General features: G+C 69.8%; 21 protein-coding genes. 11 read left to right on the top strand and 10 right to left on the bottom strand.

Annotated features, from left to right (window positions below; genetic code table 11):
- Positions 1–7: 7 nt before the first annotated feature.
- The gene (locus G6039_RS13225; protein WP_029546726.1) at positions 8–1180 is read right to left on the bottom strand and encodes an acyl-CoA dehydrogenase family protein; all 1173 of its coding nucleotides are present in this window, start codon (positions 1178–1180) and stop codon (positions 8–10) included.
- A 203-nt stretch (positions 1181–1383) separates the two neighbouring features.
- On the opposite strand from G6039_RS13225, the gene G6039_RS13220 reads away from it, so the two are divergent.
- Positions 1384–2022: a TetR/AcrR family transcriptional regulator gene (locus tag G6039_RS13220; RefSeq protein ID WP_006932215.1), complete on the top strand. Its 639-nt coding sequence runs from the start codon at positions 1384–1386 to the stop codon at positions 2020–2022.
- Here the strand turns inward: G6039_RS13220 and G6039_RS13215 are convergent.
- On the bottom strand, positions 2003–2506 hold the full coding sequence (locus tag G6039_RS13215) for a nitroreductase family deazaflavin-dependent oxidoreductase (protein WP_043800961.1): 504 nt from the start codon (positions 2504–2506) through the stop codon (positions 2003–2005). The two genes, G6039_RS13220 and G6039_RS13215, sit on opposite strands and share 20 nt — an antisense overlap.
- Positions 2507–2598: 92 nt before the next feature.
- Here G6039_RS13215 and G6039_RS13210 point away from each other — a divergent pair, with 92 nt between their 5' ends.
- The 6 genes from G6039_RS13210 to G6039_RS13185 all read left to right on the top strand — a co-directional run bounded on the left by G6039_RS13210 (position 2599) and on the right by G6039_RS13185 (position 9836).
- Complete coding sequence (locus tag G6039_RS13210; protein WP_043800963.1) at positions 2599–3393, top strand: LLM class F420-dependent oxidoreductase; 795 nt, start codon at positions 2599–2601, stop codon at positions 3391–3393.
- A gap of 136 nt (positions 3394–3529) precedes the next feature.
- A complete protein-coding gene (locus G6039_RS13205; RefSeq protein ID WP_043800967.1) occupies positions 3530–4756 on the top strand; it encodes an acetyl-CoA acetyltransferase in 1227 nt (408 codons plus the stop codon).
- A gap of 10 nt (positions 4757–4766) precedes the next feature.
- Positions 4767–6284 (top strand): carotenoid oxygenase family protein, encoded by a 1518-nt coding sequence (locus G6039_RS13200; RefSeq protein WP_029546730.1) that lies wholly within the window; start codon positions 4767–4769, stop codon positions 6282–6284.
- Positions 6285–6294: 10 nt separating this feature from the next.
- On the top strand, positions 6295–7236 hold the full coding sequence (locus tag G6039_RS13195) for a winged helix-turn-helix transcriptional regulator (protein ID WP_029546731.1): 942 nt from the start codon (positions 6295–6297) through the stop codon (positions 7234–7236).
- Positions 7237–7286: 50 nt separating this feature from the next.
- Complete coding sequence (locus tag G6039_RS13190) at positions 7287–9089, top strand: ABC transporter substrate-binding protein/permease (protein ID WP_043800970.1); 1803 nt, start codon at positions 7287–7289, stop codon at positions 9087–9089.
- Between the two features lie 3 nt (positions 9090–9092).
- Positions 9093–9836 (top strand): amino acid ABC transporter ATP-binding protein, encoded by a 744-nt coding sequence (locus G6039_RS13185; protein ID WP_006932194.1) that lies wholly within the window; start codon positions 9093–9095, stop codon positions 9834–9836.
- A gap of 72 nt (positions 9837–9908) precedes the next feature.
- On the opposite strand, the gene G6039_RS13180 is transcribed toward G6039_RS13185, so the two are convergent.
- Positions 9909–10535 carry a TetR/AcrR family transcriptional regulator gene (locus tag G6039_RS13180; RefSeq protein ID WP_029546733.1) on the bottom strand — a complete coding sequence of 209 codons (627 nt, stop codon included), beginning with the start codon at positions 10533–10535 and terminating at the stop codon, positions 9909–9911.
- Between the two features lie 149 nt (positions 10536–10684).
- On the opposite strand from G6039_RS13180, the gene G6039_RS13175 reads away from it, so the two are divergent.
- The 4 genes from G6039_RS13175 to G6039_RS13160 all read left to right on the top strand — a co-directional run bounded on the left by G6039_RS13175 (position 10685) and on the right by G6039_RS13160 (position 16416).
- Positions 10685–12283 carry a bifunctional 3-(3-hydroxy-phenyl)propionate/3-hydroxycinnamic acid hydroxylase gene (locus tag G6039_RS13175; protein ID WP_029546734.1) on the top strand — a complete coding sequence of 533 codons (1599 nt, stop codon included), beginning with the start codon at positions 10685–10687 and terminating at the stop codon, positions 12281–12283.
- Positions 12280–13143, top strand: a complete 864-nt coding sequence (locus G6039_RS13170) for an alpha/beta fold hydrolase (RefSeq protein ID WP_006932188.1) — start codon at positions 12280–12282, stop codon at positions 13141–13143. The genes G6039_RS13175 and G6039_RS13170 overlap by 4 nt, the downstream gene beginning before the upstream one ends.
- On the top strand, positions 13140–14147 hold the full coding sequence (locus tag G6039_RS13165; RefSeq protein WP_043800973.1) for a VOC family protein: 1008 nt from the start codon (positions 13140–13142) through the stop codon (positions 14145–14147). Before G6039_RS13170 ends, G6039_RS13165 begins: the two co-directional genes overlap by 4 nt.
- A 193-nt stretch (positions 14148–14340) precedes the next feature.
- Positions 14341–16416 carry a PhoX family protein gene (locus G6039_RS13160; RefSeq protein WP_043800976.1) on the top strand — a complete coding sequence of 692 codons (2076 nt, stop codon included), beginning with the start codon at positions 14341–14343 and terminating at the stop codon, positions 16414–16416.
- Between the two features lie 52 nt (positions 16417–16468).
- Here the strand turns inward: G6039_RS13160 and G6039_RS13155 are convergent, their stop codons facing one another.
- From G6039_RS13155 to G6039_RS13125, 7 genes are all read right to left on the bottom strand, one after another.
- Entirely contained in the window at positions 16469–17188 is a 720-nt protein-coding gene (locus G6039_RS13155) for a haloacid dehalogenase type II (RefSeq protein WP_006932183.1), read from the bottom strand.
- Positions 17189–17249: 61 nt separating this feature from the next.
- Entirely contained in the window at positions 17250–18545 is a 1296-nt protein-coding gene (locus G6039_RS13150; RefSeq protein ID WP_006932182.1) for a PucR family transcriptional regulator, read from the bottom strand.
- A complete protein-coding gene (locus G6039_RS13145) occupies positions 18538–19965 on the bottom strand; it encodes a phytoene desaturase family protein (RefSeq protein WP_043800979.1) in 1428 nt (475 codons plus the stop codon). The genes G6039_RS13150 and G6039_RS13145 overlap by 8 nt, the downstream gene beginning before the upstream one ends.
- On the bottom strand, positions 19962–21761 hold the full coding sequence (locus G6039_RS13140) for a DUF3556 domain-containing protein (protein WP_043800981.1): 1800 nt from the start codon (positions 21759–21761) through the stop codon (positions 19962–19964). Before G6039_RS13140 ends, G6039_RS13145 begins: the two co-directional genes overlap by 4 nt.
- An 87-nt stretch (positions 21762–21848) precedes the next feature.
- Entirely contained in the window at positions 21849–23309 is a 1461-nt protein-coding gene (locus G6039_RS13135) for a class I adenylate-forming enzyme family protein (RefSeq protein ID WP_043800984.1), read from the bottom strand.
- Between the two features lie 158 nt (positions 23310–23467).
- Positions 23468–24952 (bottom strand): amino acid permease, encoded by a 1485-nt coding sequence (locus tag G6039_RS13130; protein ID WP_043800986.1) that lies wholly within the window; start codon positions 24950–24952, stop codon positions 23468–23470.
- A 171-nt stretch (positions 24953–25123) separates the two neighbouring features.
- The gene (locus G6039_RS13125) at positions 25124–26467 is read right to left on the bottom strand and encodes a purine-cytosine permease family protein (protein ID WP_043800990.1); all 1344 of its coding nucleotides are present in this window, start codon (positions 26465–26467) and stop codon (positions 25124–25126) included.
- Positions 26468–26536 lie beyond the last annotated feature (69 nt).

Genomic DNA, 26536 nt, shown 5'->3' with positions numbered 1-26536 from the left:
CAGTGGCTCACAATCCGAGGATGGAGGAGGCAATGATCGAGCGCTGCACCTCGCTCGACCCGCCGTAGATGGACACCTTGCGGTAGTTCAGGTAGGTCGGGGCGGTGTGCTGCGCCCACTCCGGCGAGTCGATGCCCGCGGCGCCGACGGGCAGCGAGTCGGGTCCGGCGATGTCGGTGAGCAGTTCGGTGACCGCCTGCTGCAGCTCCGAGCCGCGCAGCTTCAGCAGCGACGACGCCGGATTGGGCTTGCCGTCGGCGGACCCGGCGACCACCCGCAGCTGCGTGAGCTCGAGCGTGAGCAGTTCGTTCTCGAGCTCGGCGAGGCGCGCGGCGAACAGCGGGTCGTCGATCAGGGTGCCGGATCCGGTCCGGGTCTGCGCGGCGAGCTGCTTGGCGCGGGCGAGCCGTACCTTGGTGGCGCCGACGCGGGCGATGCCGGTGCGTTCGTTGCCGAGCAGGAACTTCGCGTAGCTCCAGCCCGCGTTCTCCTCGCCGACCAGGTTCTCGGCGGGGACCCGCACGTTCTCGAAGAAGACCTCGTTGACCTCGTAGCTGCCGTCGACGAGCTTGATCGGGCGGACGGTCACGCCGGGCGTGGTCATGTCGATGAGCAGCATCGAGATGCCGGCCTGCTTCTTCGGCGCATCCGGGTCGGTGCGCACCAGGCAGAAGATCCAGTCGGCGTGCTGGGCGAGGGTGGTCCACGTCTTCTGGCCGTTGACGATGTAGTCGTCGCCGTCGCGCACCGCGCGGGTCTTGAGTGAGGCCAGGTCGGAGCCGGCCTCGGGCTCCGAGAATCCCTGGCACCACCAGATGTCGAGGTTCGCGGTGGCGGGCAGGAAGCGCTCCTTCATCTCCTGCGAGCCGAACTGCGCGATCACGGGACCGATCATGGATGCGTTGAACGGCAGCGGATCGGGCACCGAGGCGAGCTGCATCTCGTTGAGCCAGATGTTTCGCTGCACGGGGGTCCAGTCCTTGCCGCCCCACTCGACGGGCCAGTTCGGCACCGCCAGACCCTTGGCGTTGAGGATCTGCTGGCTCCGGACGACCTCGTCGCGGTCCAGGTGCCGGCCGGCAGCCACTTTCTCTCGGATCTCGGCGGGGAACTCGGTGGTGAAGAACGTGCGCAGTTCGTCGCGGAACGCGAGCTCTTCGTCGGTGAGCTTCAGGTTCATGGGGGCCTTCCGTCACGGTTGTGCCTGTGCGAGCGCAGCATGGGACCACGGCCCGATCCCGTTTTCACGCTGCATGATTCGCGGAGGGATGGGGGCTCGTTCGCCCTGGTGCTGCGTACACCCGTACTGTAACTTGACACTGTTAGGTTGTCCAGGCCGACCCCGGGACCGACCCCCGGACCGACGCCGAGGAAGGAGCGCCGATGGCACGACCCCGTACCCCGCTGCTCAGCCGCCCGCTCATCCGCGAGACCGCCCTGCGCCTCGTCGACGCGCACGGACTCGACGAACTGTCCATGCGCAAGATCGCCGCCGAGCTCCATGTCAGCGCGCCGTCGCTGTACAGCCACTACTCGAACAAGGACGAGCTGCTCGACGACATCGCCGACCAGGTCGGCGAGTCCGTCGACATCAGCGGATTCGACACCGACGACTGGCAGGAGGCGCTGCGCGTCTGGGCGAGGTCCTACCGCGCCGCTCTCGCCGAGCACCCGAACCTCGTACCGTTCCTCGCGCGCAGCCCGGGCCGGCGCGAGGTCGCGCTCGATCAGGCCAACGCCGTGCACGGCGGCCTGACCCGGGCCGGGTGGCCGCCACGGACCGCGACCCTGATCGGCGCGTCGATCAAGTACATCGTCGTCGGCTCGGCCATCGCCTCGTTCTCGGGCGGCTTCCTCGACGACCTCACCATCTACCGGGAGCGCTATCCCCATCTGTCCCAGGCACACCGGCTGCGCGAGCACGCGGACGAGATCGACCGCGACGGCTTCGAGCTGGCGCTCGAGTCGTTCCTGCAGGGCCTGGCGCAGCGGTTCGCGAGCCTCACCGGCGCGGACCGCTGACCGGTCTGTAGGTACGGCGCAACCGCACGAACCGCAGATGCCGGCCCGCCGCCCGGTAGTCGGCCTCGCTGCCGTCGACGTCGAAGCCCATGGCCGCGCACAACCGCGGCGCGACCTTCGGGTGCCGGCGCCCGTACCGCGCCATGAACTCCGCCGCCTCCTCCGGATCGAGGAACTCCGCGGCCACCGCGACCCGTTCGCGGCCCGACTCGATCCGCGCCGCGGGATGCGCCCGCAGGTTGCGGTACCAGTCGGTCTGCTTCCCGAAGCCGACGGCCACGACGAATCCGCCGGACGTGTCCTCGTGGTTCACCACCTCGAGCACCGTCTGCCGCGGCAGTCCGCTGCGCCGGCCGACGTGGTGCAGCAGCAGGAACCGGCGGCCCAGCACCCGCCCCAGCCCGATCCGGTAGAGGTGGATCGGAGCGCGCAGGAATCGGCGGCGCAGTCCGGTCGGTGGTGCGGCAGGCTCGGTGATGCGCATTCCTTCACTGTGCGCCCGATCCGTCCGCTGCACCACCGGGACGCCCACACGGATCGGCTGCGGGACCGGCGTGAGGGCCCTACCGTTGACTCATGCACCGTCCCATTCGCATCGGTCTTCAACTCCAGCCCCAGCATCAGCCCGACTACGGGAAGATCCGCGACACCGTGCTCCGCGCCGAGGACGCCGGCGCCGACATCGTCTTCAACTGGGACCACTTCTATCCCCTCTCCGGGGACCCGGACGGCGCCCACTTCGAATGCTGGACGATGCTCGGCGCGTGGGCGGAACAGACCGAGCGCGTCGAGATCGGAGCGCTCGTCACCGGCGGCGGCTACCGCAATCCCGATCTGCTCGCCGACATGGCCCGCACCGTCGACCACATCAGCGGCGGCCGGCTCATCCTCGGCATCGGCGCGGGCTGGTTCGAGAAGGACTACGTCGAGTACGGCTACGACTTCGGCACCAAGGGTTCCCGGCTGAAACTGCTCGGCGAATACCTGCCCCGGATCACCGCGCGGCTCGCGAAGCTCAACCCCCAGCCGACCCGGCACATCCCGCTGCTCATCGGCGGCGGCGGACCCCGCAAGACCATCCCGCTGGTGGCGCAGTACGCCGACATCTGGCACAGCTTCGGGGACCTCGACACCCACCAGGAGAAGGCGGAGATCCTCGCGGCGCGCTGCGCCGACGCCGGCCGCTCGCCGAACGAGGTCGAGCGGTCCGTGCCGTGGCCCGGAACCGCGCACGCGGCCGCCTTCGTCGACGCGGGCGTCACCCTGTTCACCGTCGGTGTCGGCGGTCCCGACTACGACCTGAGCGGCCTCCGCGAGGCGATCGGGTGGCGGGACGAGAACTCCGCACCGCCGCTGTCCGGGCTGGCCTGACCGGGCCACCCCAGGGCCGGGACGCGGCAACCGGGGTCCGGTTCTCGGCTGCCCGCGCGCACATCGTCGTTGCGTTCGCCTGGTCACTCTGTTTACTGTAGTTGAAGCCCAGTATGGTCGACCCCCGCGGAAGGCGGTGAGCGGCGTGAACCCCGAAGGCGTGTGGATCGCCGGTGGATACCAGTCCGACTTCGCGCGGAACCTGACCCGGGAGGACCGGAACATCGCGGACCTCGTCGCGGAGACGGTGACGGAAACGCTGCGCGACGCCCGCATCGACGTCGCCGACGTCGGGGTGATCCACGTCGGCAATGCCTTCGGACAGCTCTACACCGGCCAGGGACACCTCGGCGGCATGCCGGCCTCCGTGCTGCCCGAGCTGTGGGGGATCCCGGCCACCCGGCACGAGGGGGCCTGCGCGTCCGGCTCCCTTGCCGTGCTCGCCGCGATGGCCGATCTCGAGGCCGGGCGCTACGACTGCGCCCTCGTGCTCGGCGTCGAACTCGAACGGTGCGTCCCCGGCGACGCCGGCACCCGGGTCATGAACGCCGCGGCCTGGGTGGGACAGGAAGGCGCCGACGCGAAGTACATGTGGCCGTACATGTTCGACAAGATCGCCGACGAGTACGACCGCCGCTACGGCCTCGACGACGAGCACCTGAGGGCGATCGCGGAACTGAACATCCGCAACGCCCGCGCCAATCCGAATGCGCAGACCCGCAACCGGACCTACGGACCCGGCAGTTTCGGCCCGGACGAGGCCGCCAATCCGGTGGTCGAGGGACGCCTCCGCAGGACCGACTGCAGTCCGCTGACGGACGGCGCCGCGGGCGTGGTGCTGCTGAGCAACCGCTACCTGAGCCGGCACCCACGCACCGTCGACGACATGTCCCGCATCCTCGGCTGGGGCCACCGCACGGTCGGACTGTCCTTGTCCGGCAAGCTCGCCCGCGACGGCGACGATCCCCTCGTCATGCCGCACGTGCGCGCCACGATCGTCGACGCGTTCGAGCGGAGCGGCATCGGCGGCGTCCGGGACCTCGACCTGATCGAAACACACGACTGCTTCACCGTCAGCGAATACCTGGCCGTCGACCACTTCGGGATCACCGCCCCCGGCCGGAGCTGGCAGGCGATCGAGAACGGCGACCTCGAGATCGGCGGCCGCATCCCCATGAACCCCAGCGGGGGCCTTCTCGGCGGCGGGCATCCGGTCGGCGCCACCGGAGTCCGGATGCTGCTGGACTGCCACCGCCAGATCACCGGCCGCGCCGGCGACTACCAGGTCCCCGGCGCCACGCGAGCCGCGACCCTGAACATCGGCGGAAGTACGACCACCACGGTCAGTTTCGTCGTCGGCTGAAAGGACATCCATGGAACTCGAGATTCTGGGACGGGCACTGTCCACCCTGCCCGCGGACGACGACCACCCGTACCGCACCGGTCCGTGGCGCCCGCAGCACACGGAGCGGCGTGCCGACGACCTCGAGGTGATCGGCGACCTGCCGGCCGACCTCGACGGCGTGTACCTGCGCAACACCGAGAACCCGGCGCACCCGGCACTCGAAGGTCTCTATCATCCCTTCGACGGTGACGGCATGATTCACGTCGTCGGATTTCGCGACGGAAAAGCCTTCTACCGTAACAGATTCGTGAAGACCGACGGCTTCCTGGCCGAGCAGGAGGCCGGTGGCCCGTTGTGGGCGGGCATCGCCGAACGGCCGCAGAACTCGATCCGCCAGGACGGCTGGGGCGCCCGCGGCCGCATGAAGGATGCCTCCAGTACGGACGTCACCGTGCATCGCGGCGTCGCCCTGACCAGCTTCTGGCAGTGCGGGGACCTCTACCGCCTCGACCCGACCACGCTCGAGACCCTCGGCAAGGCGACGTGGGACGGCCGATTCCCCTCCGACTGGGGCGTTTCCGCGCATCCCAAGGTCGACGTCCGCACCGGCGAACTGCTGTTCTTCAACTACGGCACCGACGCCCCGTACCTGCACTACGGCGTGGTCGACGCCGACGATCGGCTGGTGCACTACGTCGACATCCCCCTGCCCGGCCCCCGCCTGCCCCACGACATGGCGTTCACCGAGAACTACGCGATTCTCAACGACTGCCCCCTGTTCTGGATCCCGGAGGCCCTCGCGCGCGGCAGGTACGTGCCGCGCTACCACCCCGACCTGCCGATGCGGCTCGGCGTGATTCCCCGGCGCGGCCGTCCCGACCAGATCACCTGGTTCGACGCCGACCCGACCTACGTGCTGCACTGGACCAACGCCTACGAAGACGGCGACGAGATCGTGCTCGAGGGATTCCATCAGGAGACACCGGAACCGCCGGACGACGGCACCGGACCGATCTACCGGCGGCTGTTCCGTTCGCTGGCGCTCGACCGCATGGGCACCCACCTGCACCGCTGGCGGCTGAACCTGCGCACCGGCTCGCTCACCGAGGAACGGCTGTCCGAGTCCGTCACCGAATTCGGGATGATCAATCCGCATCACGGCGGCGTCCGCCACCGCTACACCTACGCCGCGACGGGGGTGCCGGGCTGGTTCCTCTTCGACGGCCTCGTCAAACACGACGTGCAGACGGGGGCGGAGGAGCACTACTCGTTCGGCGAGGGCGTCTTCGGCAGCGAGACCGTGATGGCGCCCCGCACCGGGTCGGCCGCCGAGGACGACGGCTACCTGATCACGATCACCACCGACATGAACCGGGACCGGTCCGAATGCCTGGTCTTCGACGCGCGGCAACCGGGGGACGGACCGCTCGCGCGGATCGGACTCCCCGAACGGGTCTCGAGCGGCACCCACTCGACCTGGGCGGCGGGTTCGGACCTCCCGGGGTGGCGGGACGCGGACCGGGCAGGCGACGTCCTGAACCTATGATCAGCTGTCGATGGCAGGTTCCGGCACGGTCACCGAACTCGAGCCGGGCGGTGACAACGCGATCGCGGTCACCCTCGGCATCCTCGGCGACGAGTGGAACCTGTGGATTCTGCGGTATGCGTTGCAGGGCGACCGCCGCTACCGGGACTGGATCGAGCGGGGGGAGATCTCCAACGCGGTGCTGACCGCGCGCCTGGCCCGCCTCACCGACGCGGAACTCCTCGAGCGGGTGCAGTACCAGGAGCGGCCGGCTCGACACGAGTACCGGTTGACGGCCCGCGGCCACGGCGTGTGGCCGGTTCTGCTCACCATGTGGGCGTGGGAGCAGCAGTGGGCGCCCGATCACCGGGGACAGCTCCCGGCCAGGCGGCACGCGGTCTGCGGCGCCCGGTTCACACCGGTGCTCGTCTGCGGCCACTGCGACCGGCCCGCCGGCGCACCCGACGTGGACGCGCAGCTCGGCCCCAGCGGACAGTGGCCGCGCAGCGTGCCGGCCGCGACCGGTCGCCGACGGTCCGGCCGTGCTCGCGCGCCGGAGATCCTGCCGCACACGATGGAACTGCTCGGCGACCGGTGGTCGGCGGCGCTGCTCGGGGCGGCGTTCCTCGGCGCCACCCGCTACGGGCAGTTCGCCGAGCGCATGGGGGCACCTCCGACGGTGGTGGCCGACCGGCTCCGGCGCTTCACCGAGCTGGGCGTCCTGCAGGAATTGCCCAATCCCGACCGCCCGGCGTGGGTGACCTACCACCTCACCGACAAGGGGCGGGCGTTCTTCCCCGTCGTCGCCTGCATGATCGACTGGGGGCTGCGCTGGTTCCGCGCACCGGAGGGACCGGCGATCGTCCTGCGTCACCGCCTCTGCGGCCACACCTTCGCACCCGCACTGACGTGCAGTCACTGCAGGGAGCGGCTGCGGGCCTCCACCGTCTCGATCGAACCCACCGGCGGCTGACCCGCCCCGGCACATCCGTCGGACGGCGCGATTCGGATTAGGCTCCCACCATGCCCGAATCCGTGATGGCGAAACGGAGCACCGTGGCGGCGCTGCTCCTGGCGGTGCTCCTGGCGCTGACTGCGACGGCCTGTTCCTCGGGCGGTGGTCGACCGTCGGCTCCCCAGGACCTGTGTTCCCCGCCCGGGGTCGGCGGGGCCTCCGCCGCACCGACCAATCTCGACACGTCGGCCGCCGCCGCGGAGGACCGCTACACCACCCCGGGCGTGGTGCCGCTCGAGTCGATCGACGTTTCCGGGCTGAACCTCATCACCCCCGGTGTGCTCACCGTAGGCACGCTCTCCGACGCGCCACCGAGCATCTGCGTGAACTCCCAGGGCGAGTTCACCGGCTACGACAACGAACTGCTGAAGGCCATCGCCGAGAAACTCGGTCTCCGCGTGGAGTTCGTCGGCACCGAGTTCGCGGGCCTGCTCGCCCAGGTGGCCGGCCGGCGCTTCGACGTCGGCTCGTCGTCGATCACCACCACGGACGAACGTCGCCGGCTGGTCGGCTTCACCAACGGCTACGACTTCGGCTACTTCTCGCTGGTCGTGCAGAACGGCAGTCCCATCCGCGGCTTCGGGGACCTGAACGCGTCCACCCGCATCGGGGTCGTGCAGGGAACCGTCCAGGACGACTACGTCGTCAACACCCTCGGTCTCGATCCGGTGAAGTTCCCGGACTACAACACCGCGTACGCGAACCTGAAGACCGGCCAGATCGACGCGTGGGTGGCGCCGTCGCAGCAGGCCGAGGGCGCGATCGCGCCGGGTGATCCGACGTCGATCGTGCAGAACACGTTCAGCCTCAACAACTACGTCGGCTGGGCCGTGTCCCGGGAGAACCAGGAGCTGATCGACGCGCTCAACTCCGGGCTCGACGCCGTGATCGCCGACGGCACCTGGGCCGAGCTCTACACCGAATGGGTCCCCCGGGAACTGCCCGAGGGCTGGAAGCCCGGCAGCAAGGCCGCGCCGGAACCCGACCTGCCGGACTTCGCGGCGCTGGCCGCCGAAAACACCGGCAGCGGCGAGGAGCCGGCGGCCACGGCCCCGAAGTCCACGCTCGAACAGCTGCGCGAGACGTTCTTCTCGTGGGAGCTGTACCGGCACGCCTTCCCGGATCTGCTGAAGACCGGTCTGCCGAACACCCTGATCCTGGCGCTGACCTCCGGGCTCGCCGGCACGGTCCTCGGCATGCTGCTCGCCATGGCGGGGATATCGCGCACCCGCTGGCTGCGCTGGCCCGCCCGCGTCTACACCGACATCTTCCGCGGCCTGCCCGCGGTGGTGATCATCCTGCTCGTCGGCCTCGGCCTCGGCCCGGTGGTGCAGGGCGCCACGGGCAACAACCCGTACTGGCTGGGCGCGGCGGCGCTGGCGCTGCTCGCGGCCGCATACATCGGGGAGATCTTCCGCTCCGGCATCCAGTCGGTCGAACCGGGGCAGATGGAGGCGGCCCGGGCCCTGGGCTTCAGCTACCGCCGGGCGCTGACACTGGTGGTGATCCCGCAGGGCGTGCGGCGCGTGCTGCCCGCGCTGATGAACCAGTTCATCTCGCTCATCAAGGACTCGTCGCTCATCTACTTCCTCGGTCTGCTGGCCACCCAGCGCGAACTGTTCGCCGTCGGCCGCGACCTGAACGCGCAGACCGGCAACCTCTCGCCGCTCGTCGCGGCGGGCCTGTTCTACCTCATCCTCACCGTGCCGTTGACTCATCTCGTGAACTACATCGACCACCGCCTGCGCACCGGCCGGCCCGAGGCCACCCTCGACCCGCTCGAGCAGGAACTCGTCGTGGAGAGGGGCTGACCGATGCCGACCACCATCCGGGACAGCGTGTCCCTCACCGGGACCGGACTGCACCTGGCCTTCGGCACCAACAAGGTGCTGCGCGGCGTCGACATCCACGTCGACGCCGGCAAGACCGTCACCGTCATCGGCCCGTCCGGCTCGGGCAAGTCGACCCTGCTGCGCGTGCTCAACCGGCTGCACGAACCCGACGCCGGCGATATCCTCCTCGACGACCGCTCGGTGCTGAAGGACAACCCCGACGAGCTGCGGCAGCGGATCGGGATGGTGTTCCAGCACTTCAACCTCTTCCCGCACAAGACGGTGGCCGAGAACATCGCGCTCGGCCCCCGCAAGCTCAAGGGGCTGTCGAAGGAGCAGGCCCGCGCGCTCGCCCTCGAACAACTCGATCTCGTCGGCCTGAAGCACAAGGCCGACTCCCGCCCCGGCAACCTGTCCGGCGGGCAGCAGCAGCGCGTCGCGATCGCCCGCGCGCTCGCGATGGCCCCGCAGGTGATGTTCTTCGACGAGGCCACCTCGGCGCTCGACCCGGAACTGGTCAAGGGGGTCCTCGCCCTGATGGCCGATCTCGCGTCCGGCGGCATGACGATGGTGGTCGTCACCCACGAGATGGGCTTCGCCCGCTCGGTGTCGGACACGGTGGTGTTCATGGACCACGGCGCGGTCGTGGAAACCGGTCCCCCCGACGAACTGTTCGACGCCCCGAAGACCGAACGACTGCAGCAGTTCCTGTCGCAGGTGCTGTAGGCCGCTCCGCGGCCGGTGCGTCCTTCGGGTTGCCCCAGCCGCCCAAAGGACGCACCGGCGCGGTGCGCGAGGTCAGCCTCCTTCGGAAGTGCTCAACCGCTGCGCCGCGTCGTAGAGCGAATGGGCGTGTAGTTCGAACAGGGCGACGAGATCGACGCTGTCGCCGCCGATCTCCTTGGCGATGAACAGCCCGTCGGCGCCGGCCATCGCGTACGTGGTCAGCAGGGCGACCGAGCCGTCCGACAGGCCGGGCGCGAGGTCGCGGATTGCGTCGACGAGGCGGAGGCGTGCTTGCTCACGCACCTGCAAGAACATTGTGCGGGCGCTCGGTTCGACCGGGCGCCGCTCGAGGGTGAGCATCAGCCCCAGCCGCAGGAAGTCCGGTGAATCCAACAGCGTCTTCGCGACCTGCATCGCCAGGGCCACGATGCGTTCGCGGGGGTTGTCGCCGTCCGGTACGGTCCACCCGGACAGCCAGGTGTCGAAACTGCGCTCGATCACCGCGGCGATCAGCTCGTCCTTGTCCTTGAAATGCCAGTAGATCGAGCTCGCGGGCAGACCGCACTTCTTGCTCACCAGCGCAATGCTGGTGCCCTCGTAGCCGCGCTCGGCGGCGACCTCCACGGCGGCGTCCAGAATCCGGCGACGGGACTCCTCGCCGTTCGCGCGGCGCTGCCGGGTCCTCTTCTGCTCGTCCACGAGCGCTCCTCAGGTTGCGACGGTGTGTATTGACTCACACTGCACGCCAGCTTACTGTAGTGACCACTACAGGAACAATCCCTGATCTTCGGCGGCCGGATTCCACCCCGCCGATCGACACCCTTCCCCGCTCGACGAGAGGTCTCGATGTGACCGACATCCCGCACTACGACGTCGCCGTCATCGGCTACGGCCCCACCGGCGTGACCGCCGCGAACATCCTCGGCCAGATCGGATTGAAAGTGCTTGTGATCGAGCGCAATCCGGATATCTACGGCAGGGCGAGGGCAATCTCCACCGACGAGGAGGTGCTGCGAATCTGGCAGCAGGTCGGCCTGGCGGACCGCCTGCAGGAGGACATGCTCCCCGGCAACGCCGCTACCTTCGTCGACGCGAACGGCGCACCGTTCACGGAGATCGCACCGGTGTCCCACGGATCCGGTCACCCGCCTCAGCAGTTCATCTACCAGCCCGCACTCGAGAAAGTGCTGCGCGGCGGCGTCGAACGATTCCCCAACGTGGATGTCCTGCTCGAGCACGAGTGCCTGCGGGTCCTCCAGGACGCGACCGGGGTCGAGCTGATGCTGGCCGACCTACGGAACGACGCCTTCGAACGCGTGCGTGCGTCCTACGTGATCGCCGCCGACGGTGGCGCGAGCCCCACCCGTGCTCAGCTCGGGATCGGCTACGAGGGCCGGACCTACGCCGAACGGTGGGTGGTCATCGATACGAAGGTGCTGCAGGAGTGGCCGGGCCACGATCGGCTCCGGTTCCACTGCAACCCCGACCGTCCGACCGTGGACTGCCCGACACCGCTCGGACACCACCGGTGGGAATTCCCGGTCCGCGACGACGAGGACGAGGACGAACTGGTCACCGACGCAGCGATCTGGCGCGTACTCAACAACCAGGGCATCACCGACACGCAGGTGAAGATTCTCCGCGCAGTCGTCTACAGCCACCACGTGCGCTTCGCCGACCGCTGGCGCGTCGGCCGGGTCTTCCTCGCCGGCGACGCCGCCCACGCGATGCCGCCGTGGATCGGCCAGGGCATGTCCGCCGGGGTGCGCGACGTGGCAAACCTGTGCTGGAAGCTCGCCGCAGTGCTCGACGGCACCCTGCCCGAATCGATCCTCGACAGCTATCAACTGGAACGCCTGCCCCATGTGCGGGAGGTGACCGACCGCGCGGTCAAGGTGGGCCGGCTCATCACCCAGCGGCACCCTGTACTCGCGGCCGTGCGTGATCGGTTCTTCCGGATTGCCATGCGGGTACCGGGGATTCCCGAATGGCTACGCGACAATCGGTGGATCCCGGACGCCTTCTACCCCCGAGGCCTGCTGGCCGGCCCGAAGGCGGTCGCGTCGGCGGCGGTGGGATGGCTCGTACCGCAGCCGTGGGTGCTGGACGAGAAGGGCAGCCTCGAACGCCTCGACGACGTGCTCGGTGGGCGATGGACGATCCTGCATGTCGGCTCGCCGGACTCGTGGCCCGGCTGGCGCACCGCCGGCGTACCGACCGTCCGCCTGGCCGGTCCCGGCGCCGCCCCGGCCGCCGACACCGTCGTCGACACGAACGGCACCCTGATCCGGTGGATGCGCGCCAAGGGTGCCACCGTCCTGGCCCTGCGGCCGGACGGGGTCGTCTACGCCGCCGCCGGACCCGACACCAACCTGGCGCCGCCCCCGCCGGGAATGAAAGCCGCCTCATCCATTCGCCTTTCCGAGGAAACGGAGACCCTCGCATGACCCGCACAGCGCTGACCGAACGCACCGTGACCGTCGCCGGCAAGGACATCTTCTTCGCCGAAACCGGAGAAGGGCCGGCGGTACTACTGCTACACGGCGGCGGGCCCGGCGCCTCCGGGGTGTCCAACTATTCCCGCAACATCGACGAGCTCGCCCGGAATTTCCGGGTGATCGTGCCGGACCTGCCCGGTTACGGACGCTCGAGCAAGGGCGTCGACCGGTCCGATCCGTTCGGCTACCTCGCCGACAACATCCGCGGACTGCTCGACGCCCTGAACCTCGGCCGTGCCCACCTGGTCGGCAACTCCTACGGCGGTGCCTGCGCCCTCCGCCTGGCTCTCGACACCCCGGAACGGGTCGAGAAGATGGTGCTCATGGGCCCCGGTGGCATCGGCACCACGCGCGGGCTGCCCACTCCCGGCCTGCAATCGCTGCTGTCGTACTACACCGGCGACGGTCCCTCACGCGACAAGCTCGAAGGCTTCATTCGCAAGTACCTGGTCTTCGACGGGGCCACCGTACCCGACGAGGTGATCGACGAACGCTACCGGTCGAGCATCGATCCGGCCGTGGTGGCCGATCCGCCGCTGCGCCGTCCCTCCGGGCCCGGCGCCCTGCGCACGCTGTGGGGCATGGACTTCACCCGCGACCGGCGACTGCGCCGGCTCGCCACCCCCACGCTGGTGATCTGGGGCGCCGACGACAAGGTCAATCGTCCGAGTGGTGGCCGCATGCTGGCACACACCATGCCCAACTGCGACCTGCTGCTCGCCGCGAACACCGGCCACTGGGTGCAGTGGGAACGCGCCGACTTCTTCAACGCCGTCACCACGGCCTTCCTCACCGGGAGCACCCGATGACCACCGCGGACTCGCTGTTCGGCTCCGTCCACCTCGGTTACGTCGTCATCGAGACGAACAAGTTCGCCGACTGGCACCGCTTCGGCCGCGACGCGATCGGCCTGCACGCCGACCGGCTTTCCGCCCAGGCCATGCGATTTCGGCTCGACGACCACGAATGCCGGTTCCTGCTGCAACGCGGCGACGCGGAGGACGTCACCGCCCTGGGCTGGGAGATCGACGATCACGGATCGTTCGACCGAATCGTCGCCCGGGTGCGCGACCGCGGCGTCCCGGTCACCGAAGGCACCGACGAGGAGGCGGCCCTGCGCGGCGTCGAACGCCTGCTGCGCTTCCCCGGGCCGAAGGACATCGACCAGGAGATCTTCACCCGTGCCCGCACCACCACCACGCCGCTGGCGATGAGCAACGCCGGATTCGTCACCGGCGCATCGGGAATGGGACACGTCGCGATCACCTCGACCCGGCCGCACACGCTGCACGGCTACTACGGCACCGTCTTCGACGCCCGGCTGTCCGACTACATCGACGAAACCATCAGCGGTGCCAAACTCAAGATCCGCTTCCTGCGCGTCAACGAACGCCACCACTCGGTGGCGATCGCCGCGGTCCGCGGTCTTCCCGTCGACCCGGTCCGCACCCGGATCCAGCACCTGAACATCCAGGTCACCGAGCTCGACGACATGACCCGGTCCTACCAGCGTGTCAAGGAACTCGGCTTCGAGATGGCCCTCGGCGTCGGCCAGCATACAAACGATCGCGAGCTGTCCTACTACGCTCGCACACCGTCCGGGTTCGAGTGGGAGGTCGGCTGGAACCCCATCGTGGTCGACGAATCCACCTGGGAGCCGACCACGCACCGCGGCATCAGCATCTGGGGCCACACCCCCGAGGGGCAGACCGTCGTCGACAAGCTGGTCCAGTTCAAGACGGCCGCACTGTCGCTGCGCCGCCCCGAGCAGACCGTCCCCGCGCTCAGCGGAACCGGAATCGCCGACGACTGATCGCTCCTCGGTGGGGGTTCCGCATCCGCACGATTCCCGGTCGGTCGCGACAGCAGTCCGATGTCGCGGCTGACCGGGCGGGGCGCGGATGTGCCGAGGGGCGGGCTCACCGCCCGTTCACCTTCTCGTTCCCTTTACCTGGTTTCGGTCTCCTACGGTGCCCGCGTTGAACCGATTCGACGAGGGAGTACCTGTGAGTCCGAAGCCCCTGCCGCTGATCGTCACGCACGACGGCACATCGTCGCGCGCCGCCGTCACCTGCCGCTACAAGTGCGGCAACGCGTGTTCCCACGCGGTGCCCAACACCTCCGGGGGCGAGTACTTCGGCGACATCGTGCGCACCGCCCTGACCCGGCGCGGCGTGCTGCGCGGCGGAGCGATGGCGGTTCTCGCGGTCGGTGCGGGCGGCGTGCTCGCCGCGTGTTCCGACGACGCGGGCAGCACCGGCGGCGCCACGACGGCGGGCCCGGCGGACCTCGGCCCCGTGCCCACCGGCACCGACTTCACCGCCGTCGCGCCGAACACCGACGACGCCGTGACCGTCCCCGAGGGCTACGACCAGGCCGTCGTGATCCGCTGGGGTGACCCGGTGCTGCCCGACGCGCCGGCCTTCGACATCGGCAACCAGACCGCGGCCGCGCAGGAGAAGCAGTTCGGTTACAACAACGACTTCGCCGGGCTGCTGCCCGTCGACGGCGTGCCGAACACCTACCTGCTGGTGGTCAACCACGAGTACACGTCCGAGCCGTTCATGTTCGCCGGCTACGACGCCGAGAACCCCACCGAGGAGCAGGTGCGCATCGGCTGGGCCAACCACGGGCTGTCCGTCGTGCAGGTCAAGGGCGAGGCCGGATCCGGGCGCCTCACAACCGAATTCGGCCCGTACAACCGCCGGATCACCGGCCTGACCGAGTTCGCCCTCACCGGCCCCGCCGCCGGAAGCGACCTGGTCAAGACCGCCGCCGACCCGACCGGAACCCGCGTGCTCGGCACCCTGAACAACTGCGCCGGCGGGCTCACCCCGTGGGGCACGGTGCTCTCCGGCGAGGAGAACTTCAACCAGTACTTCGCGAACGCCGAGAACGTCACCGATCCCGTGGCTGCCGAGCGACTGGCCCGGTACGGCCTCGAGGGCGGCGCCTCGGAACGGCTGTGGGAGCGCTTCGACCCGCGCTTCGACATCGTCGCTACCCCCAACGAGGTCAACCGGTTCGGCTGGGTCGTCGAGGTGAACCCGTGGGACGCGACGTCCGTGCCGGTCAAGCACACCGCGCTCGGCCGGTTCAAGCACGAGGCCGCGACGATCCACGTCACCGGCGACGGCACCGTCGTCTCCTACAGCGGCGACGACGAACGCTTCGACTACATGTACAAGTTCGTCTCCTCCCGGACGATGCAGAGCGGCACGTCGCAGGCCGCGATGCGGCACAACATGACTCTGCTCGACGCCGGAACCCTGTACGTGGCCAAGCTGACCGGTGATGCGCCGGACGAGATCGACGGCAGCGGTACGCTTCCCGCCTCCGGCACGTTCACCGGCACGGGGGAGTGGATCCCGCTGCTGCGCACCGCCGAGGACGGCCGCGGCGAGTCCCTGGTCGACGGCATGACCGCCGAGGAGGTCGCCGTGTTCACCCGTCTGGCCGCGGACAAGGTCGGGGCCACCAAGATGGACCGGCCCGAGGACTTCGAACCGAACCCGGTCACCGGCAAGATCTACGTGGCGCTGACCAACAACTCCAAGCGCGGCGAGGAGGGCAAGGCCGCGGCCGACGTGGCGAACCCCCGCAACAACAACAAGAACGGGCAGGTGCTCGAGCTCGACGACGACCGCGCGGGCACGTCGTTCACATGGAACCTGCTGCTGGTCTGCGGCGACCCGGAGGCCGCCGACACCTACTTCGGCGGCTTCGACAAGGCTCAGGTCAGCCCGATCTCGTGCCCGGACAACCTGGCGTTCGACCCGCACGGCAACCTGTGGATCTCCACCGACGGCAACGCGCTGAAGTCCAACGACGGGCTGTTCAGCGTCGTGCTCGACGGTCCGCGCCGCGGCGAGACCCGGCAGTTCCTCACCGTCCCCGTCGGCGCGGAGACGTGCGGGCCGATCGTGCAGGAGAACCGCGTCGTGGTGTGCGTGCAGCACCCGGGCGAGACCGACGACGCCACGTGGGACAACCCGTCGTCGCACTGGCCCGACGGGGGCACCGCCCAACCGCGCCCGGCCGTCGTCGCGGCCTGGAAGTCCGACGGCCTGATCGGCGCCTGACCCCGTGCGCGCTTCTGGTAGTAGCCGCTACCAGAAGCGCGCACGGGCGCCGTCAGGCGTCGAGGCGGCGCGCGAGGTCGACGAGGTCGTCGGCGATCACGTCCCAGTCGTGTTCGGCGTGCAGGTCCGTGGCCTGGGCCGGGCCGTGTTCGGTGGGTCGCGCGAAGAACGCGGTCTTCAGGCCGCAGGCGCGCGCGGCCGCCAGGTCCTCGTTGTGGGCGGCGCACATGCACACCTCGCCCGGCTCCAGGCCCAGGATGTCTGCCGTGCGCAGATAGGCCTCGGGCATGGGTTTGTAGGCCCGGGCGACCTCCGCACCGAGGATGGCATCCCAGGGCAGACCCGCGCGCTTGGCGATATCGACCATCATGCTGACGTTGCCGTTCGACAGCGGCGCGACGACGAAGCGCTGCTTCAGCCGCGTGAGCCCCTCGACGGCGTCCGGCCACGGATCCAGTTCGTGCCAGGCACGGTTGAGCTGATCGAGTTCGTGCCCCGGTATGCCCGCCGGGTCGATGCCGAAGCGGCGCAGGGCGTCGTCCAGGTTCTCCCGGTGCAGCACGTCGAGACGCACGAAGGGCCGCCTGCCCTCGCGTACCGCCTGCATGGCCGGTTGGTAGCGCGCGCGCCAGGCATCCGCGAACTCCGCGGGTTCGACACTGCTCCCGTGACGAGCCAGGAACGGTGCCGCCGCGCGCGCGATGCTGGTGCGCCAATCCACCACACTGCCGAACACGTCGAAGACGAGTGCCTTCACGCCGGGCATGCTCATACGGTGCCTCCTGGAATCGACCGACCGTGCCGATGTTGTCACAGTCGGGATACCCGGCGCGTCAGCGCAACACCGCCTCCCCGAGGAATTCGCACGCCTGCAACGCCAGCGCGATGTCCAGCTTGTCGTGCACCGCGGGCGCGCGGGTCGGGTCGCCGAGGGCCTTGTTGATCCGGTACTTGACGGTGTTGCGGTGCAGGTTCAGCCGTTCGGCGGTGTGCAGGTGGCTCTCACCGGTGGCGAAGTAGGTGCCGAGCGTGACCCGCAGCATCGCGGCCTGCTCGGTGTCGTCGGCGAGCGGGCCCAGAATCTCGCCCACCCACGCCCGAGCGGCGTCGAGGTTGCGGGCGAGCAGCGACACCACGGCGACGCCGCGATCCCCGAACCCGATGACCCGCCGGGTGCACGTGGCCTGGGCCACCGCGATCGAATACGCGGCCTCGGCCTGTTCGTGCGAGCGCCGGAAACCGGCGAGGCCGGAGCCGGGCAGGCCCAGCGCGAGGCGGCCGGCGGGATGGGATCGGACGACGGAATCGAGTGCTGCCGTGTCGATCGTCGGCCGGTGCCGATCGAACGGCAGCCAGGCCCACACCGTGCGCCGGTCGATGGCGGTGAGGATCGGCGGGGCATCCGACCCGAGGTGCACCGCCACCGCGCGCACCAGCCGGTCCAGGGGATTGATCGCGCCGTCCGCGGATTCGGTTGTCGTCCAGACGATCACCCCGACATGACAGCGGTCGAGCCGGTACCGGGTCTCCGCCTCGAACGCCGCGACGTCGGTTTCGGATCCGTCGACGAGGCCGTGGATGAGGGCGGAGTGCACGTTGCCGCGCACGGCCGACCACCGGCGCCGTTCCTTCTCGTACGCGTCGAACACGTACAGGGTGATCCAGTCGATGTACCGGTAGACCACCGCGGAGATGTGCTCGATGACGTCGAGTGTCACCTGCGGCGGGAGGTTCATCGACCGCACCTCGTCGAAGCACAGCCGCATGAGGTCGTTCTGTCCCATGTGGTACGCACGGACGAGCGAGTGCGACGGCACGTCGCGCTGCGCCAGCCGCAACGCATATTCCACTGCCGCCGTGGTGGGTTGGAGGTGTTCGGCGGGGATCTCGTTGGTGAGCACGTGGATGATCGTCGCGATGTTGCCGTGCACGCTCGCCTCGAGCAGCTCGACGAGATGCGGATCCTCGTCGAGGTGAGCGATCTCCCGCGCCATCATCGCGGTCATGGAACGGGTGATCTCCCGCTGGCGGGCGTCGAACCGGCGCGCGACCTCGGCGACGACGCGCCGAACCTCGTCGGCGGCCGACGGTGCGCCCGTCGACCGCCCCGAGACCACCGGCTCAGCCACGGCCGGCGCTCCGCAGGTGCCGCAGCGCCGACTCCGCGGCGTTGTAGCCGCACATCCCGTGCGCGCCCGCCCCGGGCGGGGTCGAGGCCGAGCACAGGTAGACCCCGGGAACCCCGGTGCTGTAGGGGTCCAGAGCAATTCGCGGCCGGAACACCACCTGCAGGTCGGCGTTGGCGCCCCCGATGATGTCACCGCCGACCTGGTTGGGGTTCTGTCGCGCGAGGTCGGCGGGCGCGGTGACCGCGGTGGCGACGATGCGGTCCCGGAACCCCGGGGCGAACCGCTCGATCTGGGCGACGATCGCGTCCGTCGCGTCGCCGGTGTAGCCGGCTGGGACGTGGGCGTACGCGTAGAGCGGATGCACGGAGCCGCGGGAGCGGGTCGGGTCGGCGACGTACTGCTGGCCGAGCAGCACGAACGGCCGCTCCGGCATGCGTCCCGTCGCGACGTCCCGTTCGGCCCGGGCGATCTCGGCGAACTCGCCGCCGAGGTGGACGGTGCCGGCCTTCCCGCATTCCGGGTCGGCCCACGGAACGGGACCGTCGATCGCGAAGTCGACCTTGAAGGCGCCGGGAGCATGGCGGAACCTGCGGTAGGCCTTGGCGATCCGCGCGGGTACCGCGTCGCCCAGGATGCCGAGGGCGGCCTCGGGGGCGACGTCGAGGAGCACGACGTCCGCGGGCGGCAGATCCGCGGCACGGCGGACCCGGACCCCGGTGTGCACCTTGCCGCCGTGCTCCGCGAGCTGCGCGGTCAGTGCCCGCGCGATCGCGGCGGAGCCGCCCTCCGCCACCGGCCACCCGTAGCGATGGCCGGCGGCGGTGATCATCAGACCCACGGCGGACGTGGCGGGCCGGTCCAGCCGGTGGTAGGCGTGAGCGGCGACCCCGCCGAACAGGGCACGTCCCTTGGGGGTGCGGAACCAGCGGGCCGAGGCCGTGGCGGGCAGCAGGGCCCGGGGCCCGAACGCCGCCAGCCGCAGCGGGTGCCGCGGGACGTTGAGCACCGGCCGCATCAGGTCCGCGGCGAGCCCGTCGAACCCGGTTGCGAGGTCGGCGAACATCCGCCGCCACCGCGGGCCGTCCTCGCCGAGGCCGGCCGCGGTGACGTCGAGGGATCGGTGCAGCAGGGCTGCCTCGCCCCCGTCGAGGGGATGGGCGCAGTCGATCTCCGGCCACCGCCACCGCAGCCCGTAGCGATCGAGGCCGAGGGTCTGCAGGTAGGGGGAGCCGGCACCCATGGGGTGGAAGGCGGAGCAGTGGTCGTGGACCAGGCCGGGCACGGTGAGCTCGCCGGAGCGGGTGCCGCCACCGATCTCGTCGGCTGCCTCGAGAACCTGGACGTCCACGCCGCTGCGGGCGAGGTGGACGGCGGCAGCGAGCCCGTTGGGTCCGCTACCGACCACGACCGCCGTACTCACGCTGTGACCTCCCGCTGTGCGGCTGCCCGGTGGGCGCCCTCACGGTCCATTGTCCACTGCACGTCGAACGGGATGGGCCCGTTGGGCAACCAGGGCTGCTCGGCGACGGCGTCGGCGACCCTGTAGGTGCCGCGTTCGATCACGCCGAGGGCCGCGTCGATCACCTTGTATTCCTGGGTGCCCTTGTGGATCGGCTGGGATTCGATCCAGGCGACGACGAACTCGCCGGGCGCGAAGTTGCAGCGCCGCTGGATCGCGGCGATCAGGTGCTCGTTGTGCAGGTGCCCGTCACCGAAGTTGAAGGCGACGATCGAGTTGCAGGAGAACTCGGCCTCGCGCAGGTCGTAGGTGTCGATGTCGTCCCCGAGGTGGCGCATCATCAGGGAGATCAGCGCCCGGCCCTGGCTGTGCATGGACCGCCAGCCCAGGAGCTGGTGCATCACGACGTCCGCGACGTCGGCGGGGTAGGTCGCGAGCAGCTGGGTGCGGGTGTTCTCGGCGGCCCGCACGATGTGCCGGTTCAGCTTCTCCTCCGCACCCGGGGCGAACGCCCAGGTGGCCGAGGCCCAGTTGCCGGCGTACTGCCGCATCGACGGCAGGAACGAGACCAGGTCGGGGCGCAGGTTGCCGAGGACCGGGAAGAAGCACAGCGCGGCGGTGATCGCACCCGCCAGCCACAGCGACGACATGTCGGTCACGGCGTAGCCGTCCCAGGCGGGGAAGCCCCAGAACAGGAAGACCGTGGCGTAGGCGAACAGCAGGTTCCATTCCAGCGGCACCGCGAGCGGGAACGTCGAGGCGATGAAGAAGTGGAACGCCACCATCAGCAGCACCGCGAGCAGCGTGAGCGTGCGGTTGGTGGAGAACAGCAGCACCAGCGGGGTGACGATCTCGACGAACGTGCCGAGGACGTGGGCGACGCCGCTGCCGAGGTGCGAGGGCCGCAGGTCGTTCGGGAAGCTGCGGTAGTGCATGCGCTTGACCCGCTTGGACAGCATCCACGGGGTGTTGCTGATCATCGGGGGGACCACCATGGCGAAGTGGCGGCCGAACTTGGAGACGCCGGCGCCGACCCAGACGGTGACGATGAGCAGCTTGAAAGCCACGATCATGTCGACGAAGGGCAGGAAGGTGAAGAACACCATCGCCGGCAGGTACTGCTCGCTGCGGGCGGCGATGAAGATGACCTTGTCCCGCAGGCCGATCACGATCAGCAGCACGATCAGCGGCGCCACGACCGCGGGGCGGACGAGGCCGGCGTTGTCGGCGACGAGCGCGTCGACGGAGGCGGAATGCACACCCGGAAGAACGACGGCGACAATCAGATTGGCGAGCAGAAGGGCGTAGAGCGCCACGTCGCCGACGGTGCGGCGGTCACCGGACGTGCCGGGCACCTTGCCCGGCCACGGTGGGAGCCGGATCGTCTCGGGCTTGAGCCAGTACCGGAAGCCACCGGTCATCGGCTTGAAGTGCCCGGCGAGCGGCCCCCACGACCCGGCGAGACCGAGCGCCTCGAGCAGCACGGTCCACAGGATCAGCTTCTGGTAGACGATCGGCTGGTTCCACCACGACGAGACGTCGAGCCACGACAGGCCCGAGGTCAGCGTCGCCAGGGCGGTGCCGGCGCCGATGTAGAGGAACAGCAGCTTGAGGATGTAGACGGTGTGCACCATTTTCGGCGTGCCGAATCCGTAGTCGACCCAGTGGGTCGACATGGCCCGCAACCGATCCCGGAACGGGAGGTCGCGGAACGTGGCGGGGTCCACTTCCGGGAAGTGGCCGGTCTTGAAACCCATGGGAATTCGCCTTTCGGGTAGGGGTTGCCGCCCCACCGGCCCGGGGCCGGCGAGTCGGGGTGGAGCGTGTGGTGTCCTCGGGAGCGGTCAGGCGTGCACGGGAGCACCGTGGCTGCGCCGCAGGCCGGGTTTGTCGATCTTGCCGACGGGGTTGCGCGGCAGGGCGGCGACGACGTGCACCTCGGCGGGCACCTTGACCCTCGTCAACCGCTCGGCGAGGTGGGCGAGCAGTTCGGAGTCGGTGACGGTCCGCTCGGGATAGGTCACGACGTACGCGACGGGAACCTCGCCGTACACCTCGTGCGGCGCGCCGATCACGGCGGACTCGAGGACCGCGGGGTGCGTGGCCAGGGCGTTCTCGATCTCCTTGGGATACAGGTTCTCCCCGCCGCGGATGATCATGTCCTTGATGCGGTCGACGAGGGTGAGGTATCCGTCCTCGTCGAGCCGGCCGACGTCGCCGGTGTGCAACCAGCCGTCGACGACGGTGCGGGCGGTCTCCTCGGGTCGGCCGAGATAACCGCGCATCACGTTGGGCCCCTTGATGAGCACCTCGCCGGTGGCACCGGCCGGCAGGTGCCGCCCGTCGGGTCCGGCGATGGCGATCTGCTGGCCGGGCAGCGCGGGGCCGACGGTGCCGAGCTTGCGGGGGCCGTCGATCGGGTTGCACGCCGACGCGCAGGTGCCCTCGGTGAGCCCGTAGCCCTCGACCACGACCAGGCCGAAGCGCTGCTCGACCCGATCGAGAAGTTCCTTCGAGATCGGGGCCGCGCCGCAGATCGCGAAGCGCAGCGACGAGGTGTCCACCGGGGTGTCCAGCGGCTGGGAGACGAGCAGGGCGTAGATGGTGGGCACGGCCGAGAAGTAGGTCGGCCGCAGCCGTGCCACGTCGTCGAAGAACCGGGCCGGGGAGAACCTGCCGGTGATGCTGAGCTGCGCCCCGGCCAGGATCGGCGCCAGGAAGCTGACCGCGATCGCGTTGACGTGGAACAGCGGCAGGATCAGCAGGCAGTGGTCGGCCTCGGTCAGCTGCAGGTGCGTGCGGAACGAGTCGGCCATGAACTGCAGGTTCGCGTGGGCGAGCTGCACGCCCTTCGGGCGGCCGGTCGAGCCGGAGGTGTAGATCAGCAGGGCGGTGTCGTCGGGACGGGGATCGGCGCCGGCCGACCATCCGGCCGGCGGGGCGGTAGCCATGTCGTCCACGTGGATCAGCGGGCGGCCGCCCGACGGGGCGTCGGGACCGGCGCCCAGGACGAGTACGGCTCCCGCATCGTCGATCTGGTACTCGGCCTCGGTCGCGGTGAACGCGGGATTGACGGGGGTGGCCGTCGCACCCAGCCGCCACGCCGCCATGAGGGCGACGAGGAGTTCGGCCCGGTTCGGCAGCATCACCGCGACGACGTCACCCGCAGCGATCCCGTGCTGCTGGAGTTGCGCCGCGAAACCGTCGACTCTGCGGGCAAATTCGGCGTAGGTGAGTTCCCGGTCGTCGTCCCGCACGCAGGGCCGGTCCGATTCGCGGTGCCACACCAGATATTCGATCGTCACTACCGTCGGTCCTTTTCTCTTCGGCTGACCACAACGGTAGTGACGGGGATCACGTCGCGACTACGGCCTCGCGGGCTCGAGTTCCGACGGGGTGTTGTCCTCCGAGCACAACACCGCGCCGCCGGCTGTCGTTGCAGCCGGCGGCGCGGAGCGGATCGTCAGTGGGCCGGATTGCCCGAGGGGGCGGGCTGCGGCCCGCCGGGTCGCGGCTCCGCGTCGACGTGCATCGCCCGGGCCAGCGCCCTCTCCCCCGGCGGGGTGGCCCGTTCGCCCCCGCGCCGGCGCAGGTACCGGGTCTTGAGGTGGTACGCGGCGACGATGACCGCGAGCGCGATCAGCGACTGCACCAGTTCGGCGCGGGCGCCGGTGAACCACATGCCGACGAGGATCGCGACGATGACCGCCGTGACGACGACCGGCAGGACCGGGTAGAGCCACACCCGGAACTGCAGGATCTCCGGCGACGTGCGTTCCCAGCGGCGGCGCAGCACCAGCTCCGACAGGCAGATCATGATGTACACGAACAGGCAGATCGCACCGGACGACGTGACCAGGTACAGGAAGATCGTGTCGGGCCAGACGTAGGCCGCAACGATGCACACGTATCCGACGAACGTGCACGACAGCACGCCCTTCAGCGGGACACCGCGGGAGTTGACGGCCGTCATCCACGCGGGTGCGTCGCGGTGGGCACCGAGCACGAACAGCATGCGCGAGGCGGTGTAGAGCCCGGAGTTCAGGCACGAGAGCACGGCGACCAGCACCACGAAGTTGAGGATCTCGGCGGCCCCGGGGATGCCCAGGACGTCGAGGGCGGCCACGAACGGGGATTCGCCGACGACATAGCTGTCCCACGGCAGCATGGTCACGAGCAGGAACGTCGCGCCGACGAAGAACGCCAGGATCCGGAACACGACGGTGCTGGTGGCGCGGCGGATCGCCGCGGCCGGCTCCTTCGACTCGGCCGCGGCGATCGTGACGAGCTCGGCCCCCGTCATCGAGAAGATGACGGCGACCACCCCGACCATGACGGGGGTAAAGCCGTGGGGCAGGAAGCCGCCGTGTGCGGTCAGGTTGCCGAAGGACAGCTCGGCCCCGGGCCAGACGCCCAGCACGTAGAGACCGGCCAGGACGAGGAACGCGATGATCACCGCGACCTTGATCCCGGCGAACCAGTACTCGGCCTCGCCGAAGTTGCCGACCGACAACAGGTTCACGACGGTCATGATCAGCAGCAGGCCGGCGGCCATCAGCCACAGCGGCACGCCGGGGAGCCAGCGGCCGAGCAGGGTGGCCCCGACCACGGCCTCGATCCCGACGACGACCACCCAGAAGTACCAGAACAGCCAGCCGGTGGCGAAGCCTGCCCAGTTGCCCATGGCGTCGCGGGCGTATTCGGTGAACGAGCCGGTGCAGGGCTTGGCGACGGCCATCTCCCCGAGCATGCGCATGACCAGGAAGACGATCAGCCCACAGATCAGGCAGGTGAGGATGGCGCCGGGGCCGGCCTGACCGATGATCGCGCTGATCCCCACGAAGAACCCGGCCCCGATCACCCCTCCCATGGACAGCATGGTGAGATGGCGCTTCTTCAGCGCGTGGCCCAGGGTGTCGGACCTTTCGGCCGGTGGATCGGTATGCACGGCACTCCCTTCGAGACCTGATGTGCGGCCGCCGTCGTGTGCCGGTTCCGGCGTTACGGCGGCGCTGTCGCTCGGATGGGAGAACACTATGGCCGTGATGTGACCCACGACATGGCCGCCGCGTACAGGGGCCGGTGTCACACTCGCCGTGGCGGCGATTGTCCGCCGGATTCAGACCGGTTGCGGCGCGTCCGGCGACGCTTCGTCGCCCGACGGCGCGGGAACCGTCGCGCCCGCGCGCGGGGTGAGCAGCACGTAGCTGCCCGCGGCCAGGAGCACCGTCACCACCGGGGCGAGCTGCGCCCATGTCGCGCTGACCTCCTGCACGGTGAGCGCGATGCCGGCGACCGAGGAGATCAGCCACGCCAGCGCCCCACCGGACGCGGTGCGGGGCATGGCGTGGCCCCGATCCCGCAGCACGTAGACCACCGCGATCGCCACCCAGGCGGTGATCAGCACGCCCTGCCAGGCGAGGGCCTGCAGCAGGTACCCCAGCACGTCGGTGAGCATGAGCAGGTATGCGAGCACGGCGGTGACCACCACCCACACCGCTCGGGGCACGTCGATGCGCAGTGCCCGGTGGACGAACACCTGGAGGTTGGTGGAGGCGAGATAGAAGTTGGCCGAGTTGATGCGGGTCTGGGACACGATGATCAGCAGCACCCCCGCGAAGCCGAGGGAGCCGACGACCGCCTCGACCACGCCGGTCTCGGTTCCGGCGATGTCCCAGGCGCCGAGGAGATAGAGGCCGACGAGCCCGTTCACACCGAAGGTCAGCGCATAGAACACCCAGCCGAAGGTGACGGTGCCGTGGAAGGCGGCGTCGGTGCGGCGACCGAGCCTCGCGTAGTCGAAGGTGTACATCATCAGCACCCAGACGCCCATGTAGACGAGGTAGGCGGTGAGCCAGCCCGGAAGCGGACCCGATGCCACCGTGGCGGTGAGCCATCCGGTGGGGTAGCCCTGGCGCACGGTCGCGGCCACCACGACGGCGACCATGCCGACGAGATAGAACGGCAGCAGGATCCCGTTGAGCTTGTCGAGCCACGCGGCGACACCCCCGATCACCACGGGAATCATGTACACCGTGCAGAGCAGGTACCACAGCCTGATGTCGCCGCCGAAGTACTCCTGCAGAGCCACGGCGACGATGGAACCCTCGAAGACCCCGTAGTAGAGCGCGGTGGCCGCGAACAGCGCCGGGGCGAGCAGTGAGCCGACGGCGCCGAACATGCGCCGGGACAGCAGCTCGACCGACAGGCCGGTGTGGATCGCATAGCGGGAGAGCACCAGATTGACGACGCCGAAGGTGGCGATCGAGGCAGCCATCCCGGCGAGGGTGGCCGGTACCCCGACCGCGCCGGCCGAGGCAACCGCGATGTAGAGCCAGAACATGGCGCTGAACATGGCCCACCAGGCCATCGTCAGCGACCAGCGGGACAGACGCCCGGATTCGGGCACGATTTCCCGCTCCGCGGGGGATCCGGGAGCAGATTCGGTGAGGTGATCGGACATGGGGTCGCCTCTCGGGGGGAGGGAATCCGAACCGGCGCAGGGGCGCACGACCGCCCGCAGCACCGGGGG

Origin of the sequence: Rhodococcus aetherivorans, from assembly GCF_011058165.1 — a bacterium.
GTDB classification, from domain to species: Bacteria; Actinomycetota; Actinomycetes; order Mycobacteriales; family Mycobacteriaceae; genus Rhodococcus; species Rhodococcus aetherivorans.
The sequence above is the reverse complement of the archived record's forward strand: the minus strand, read 5'-3'. Positions and strand labels throughout refer to the sequence as shown.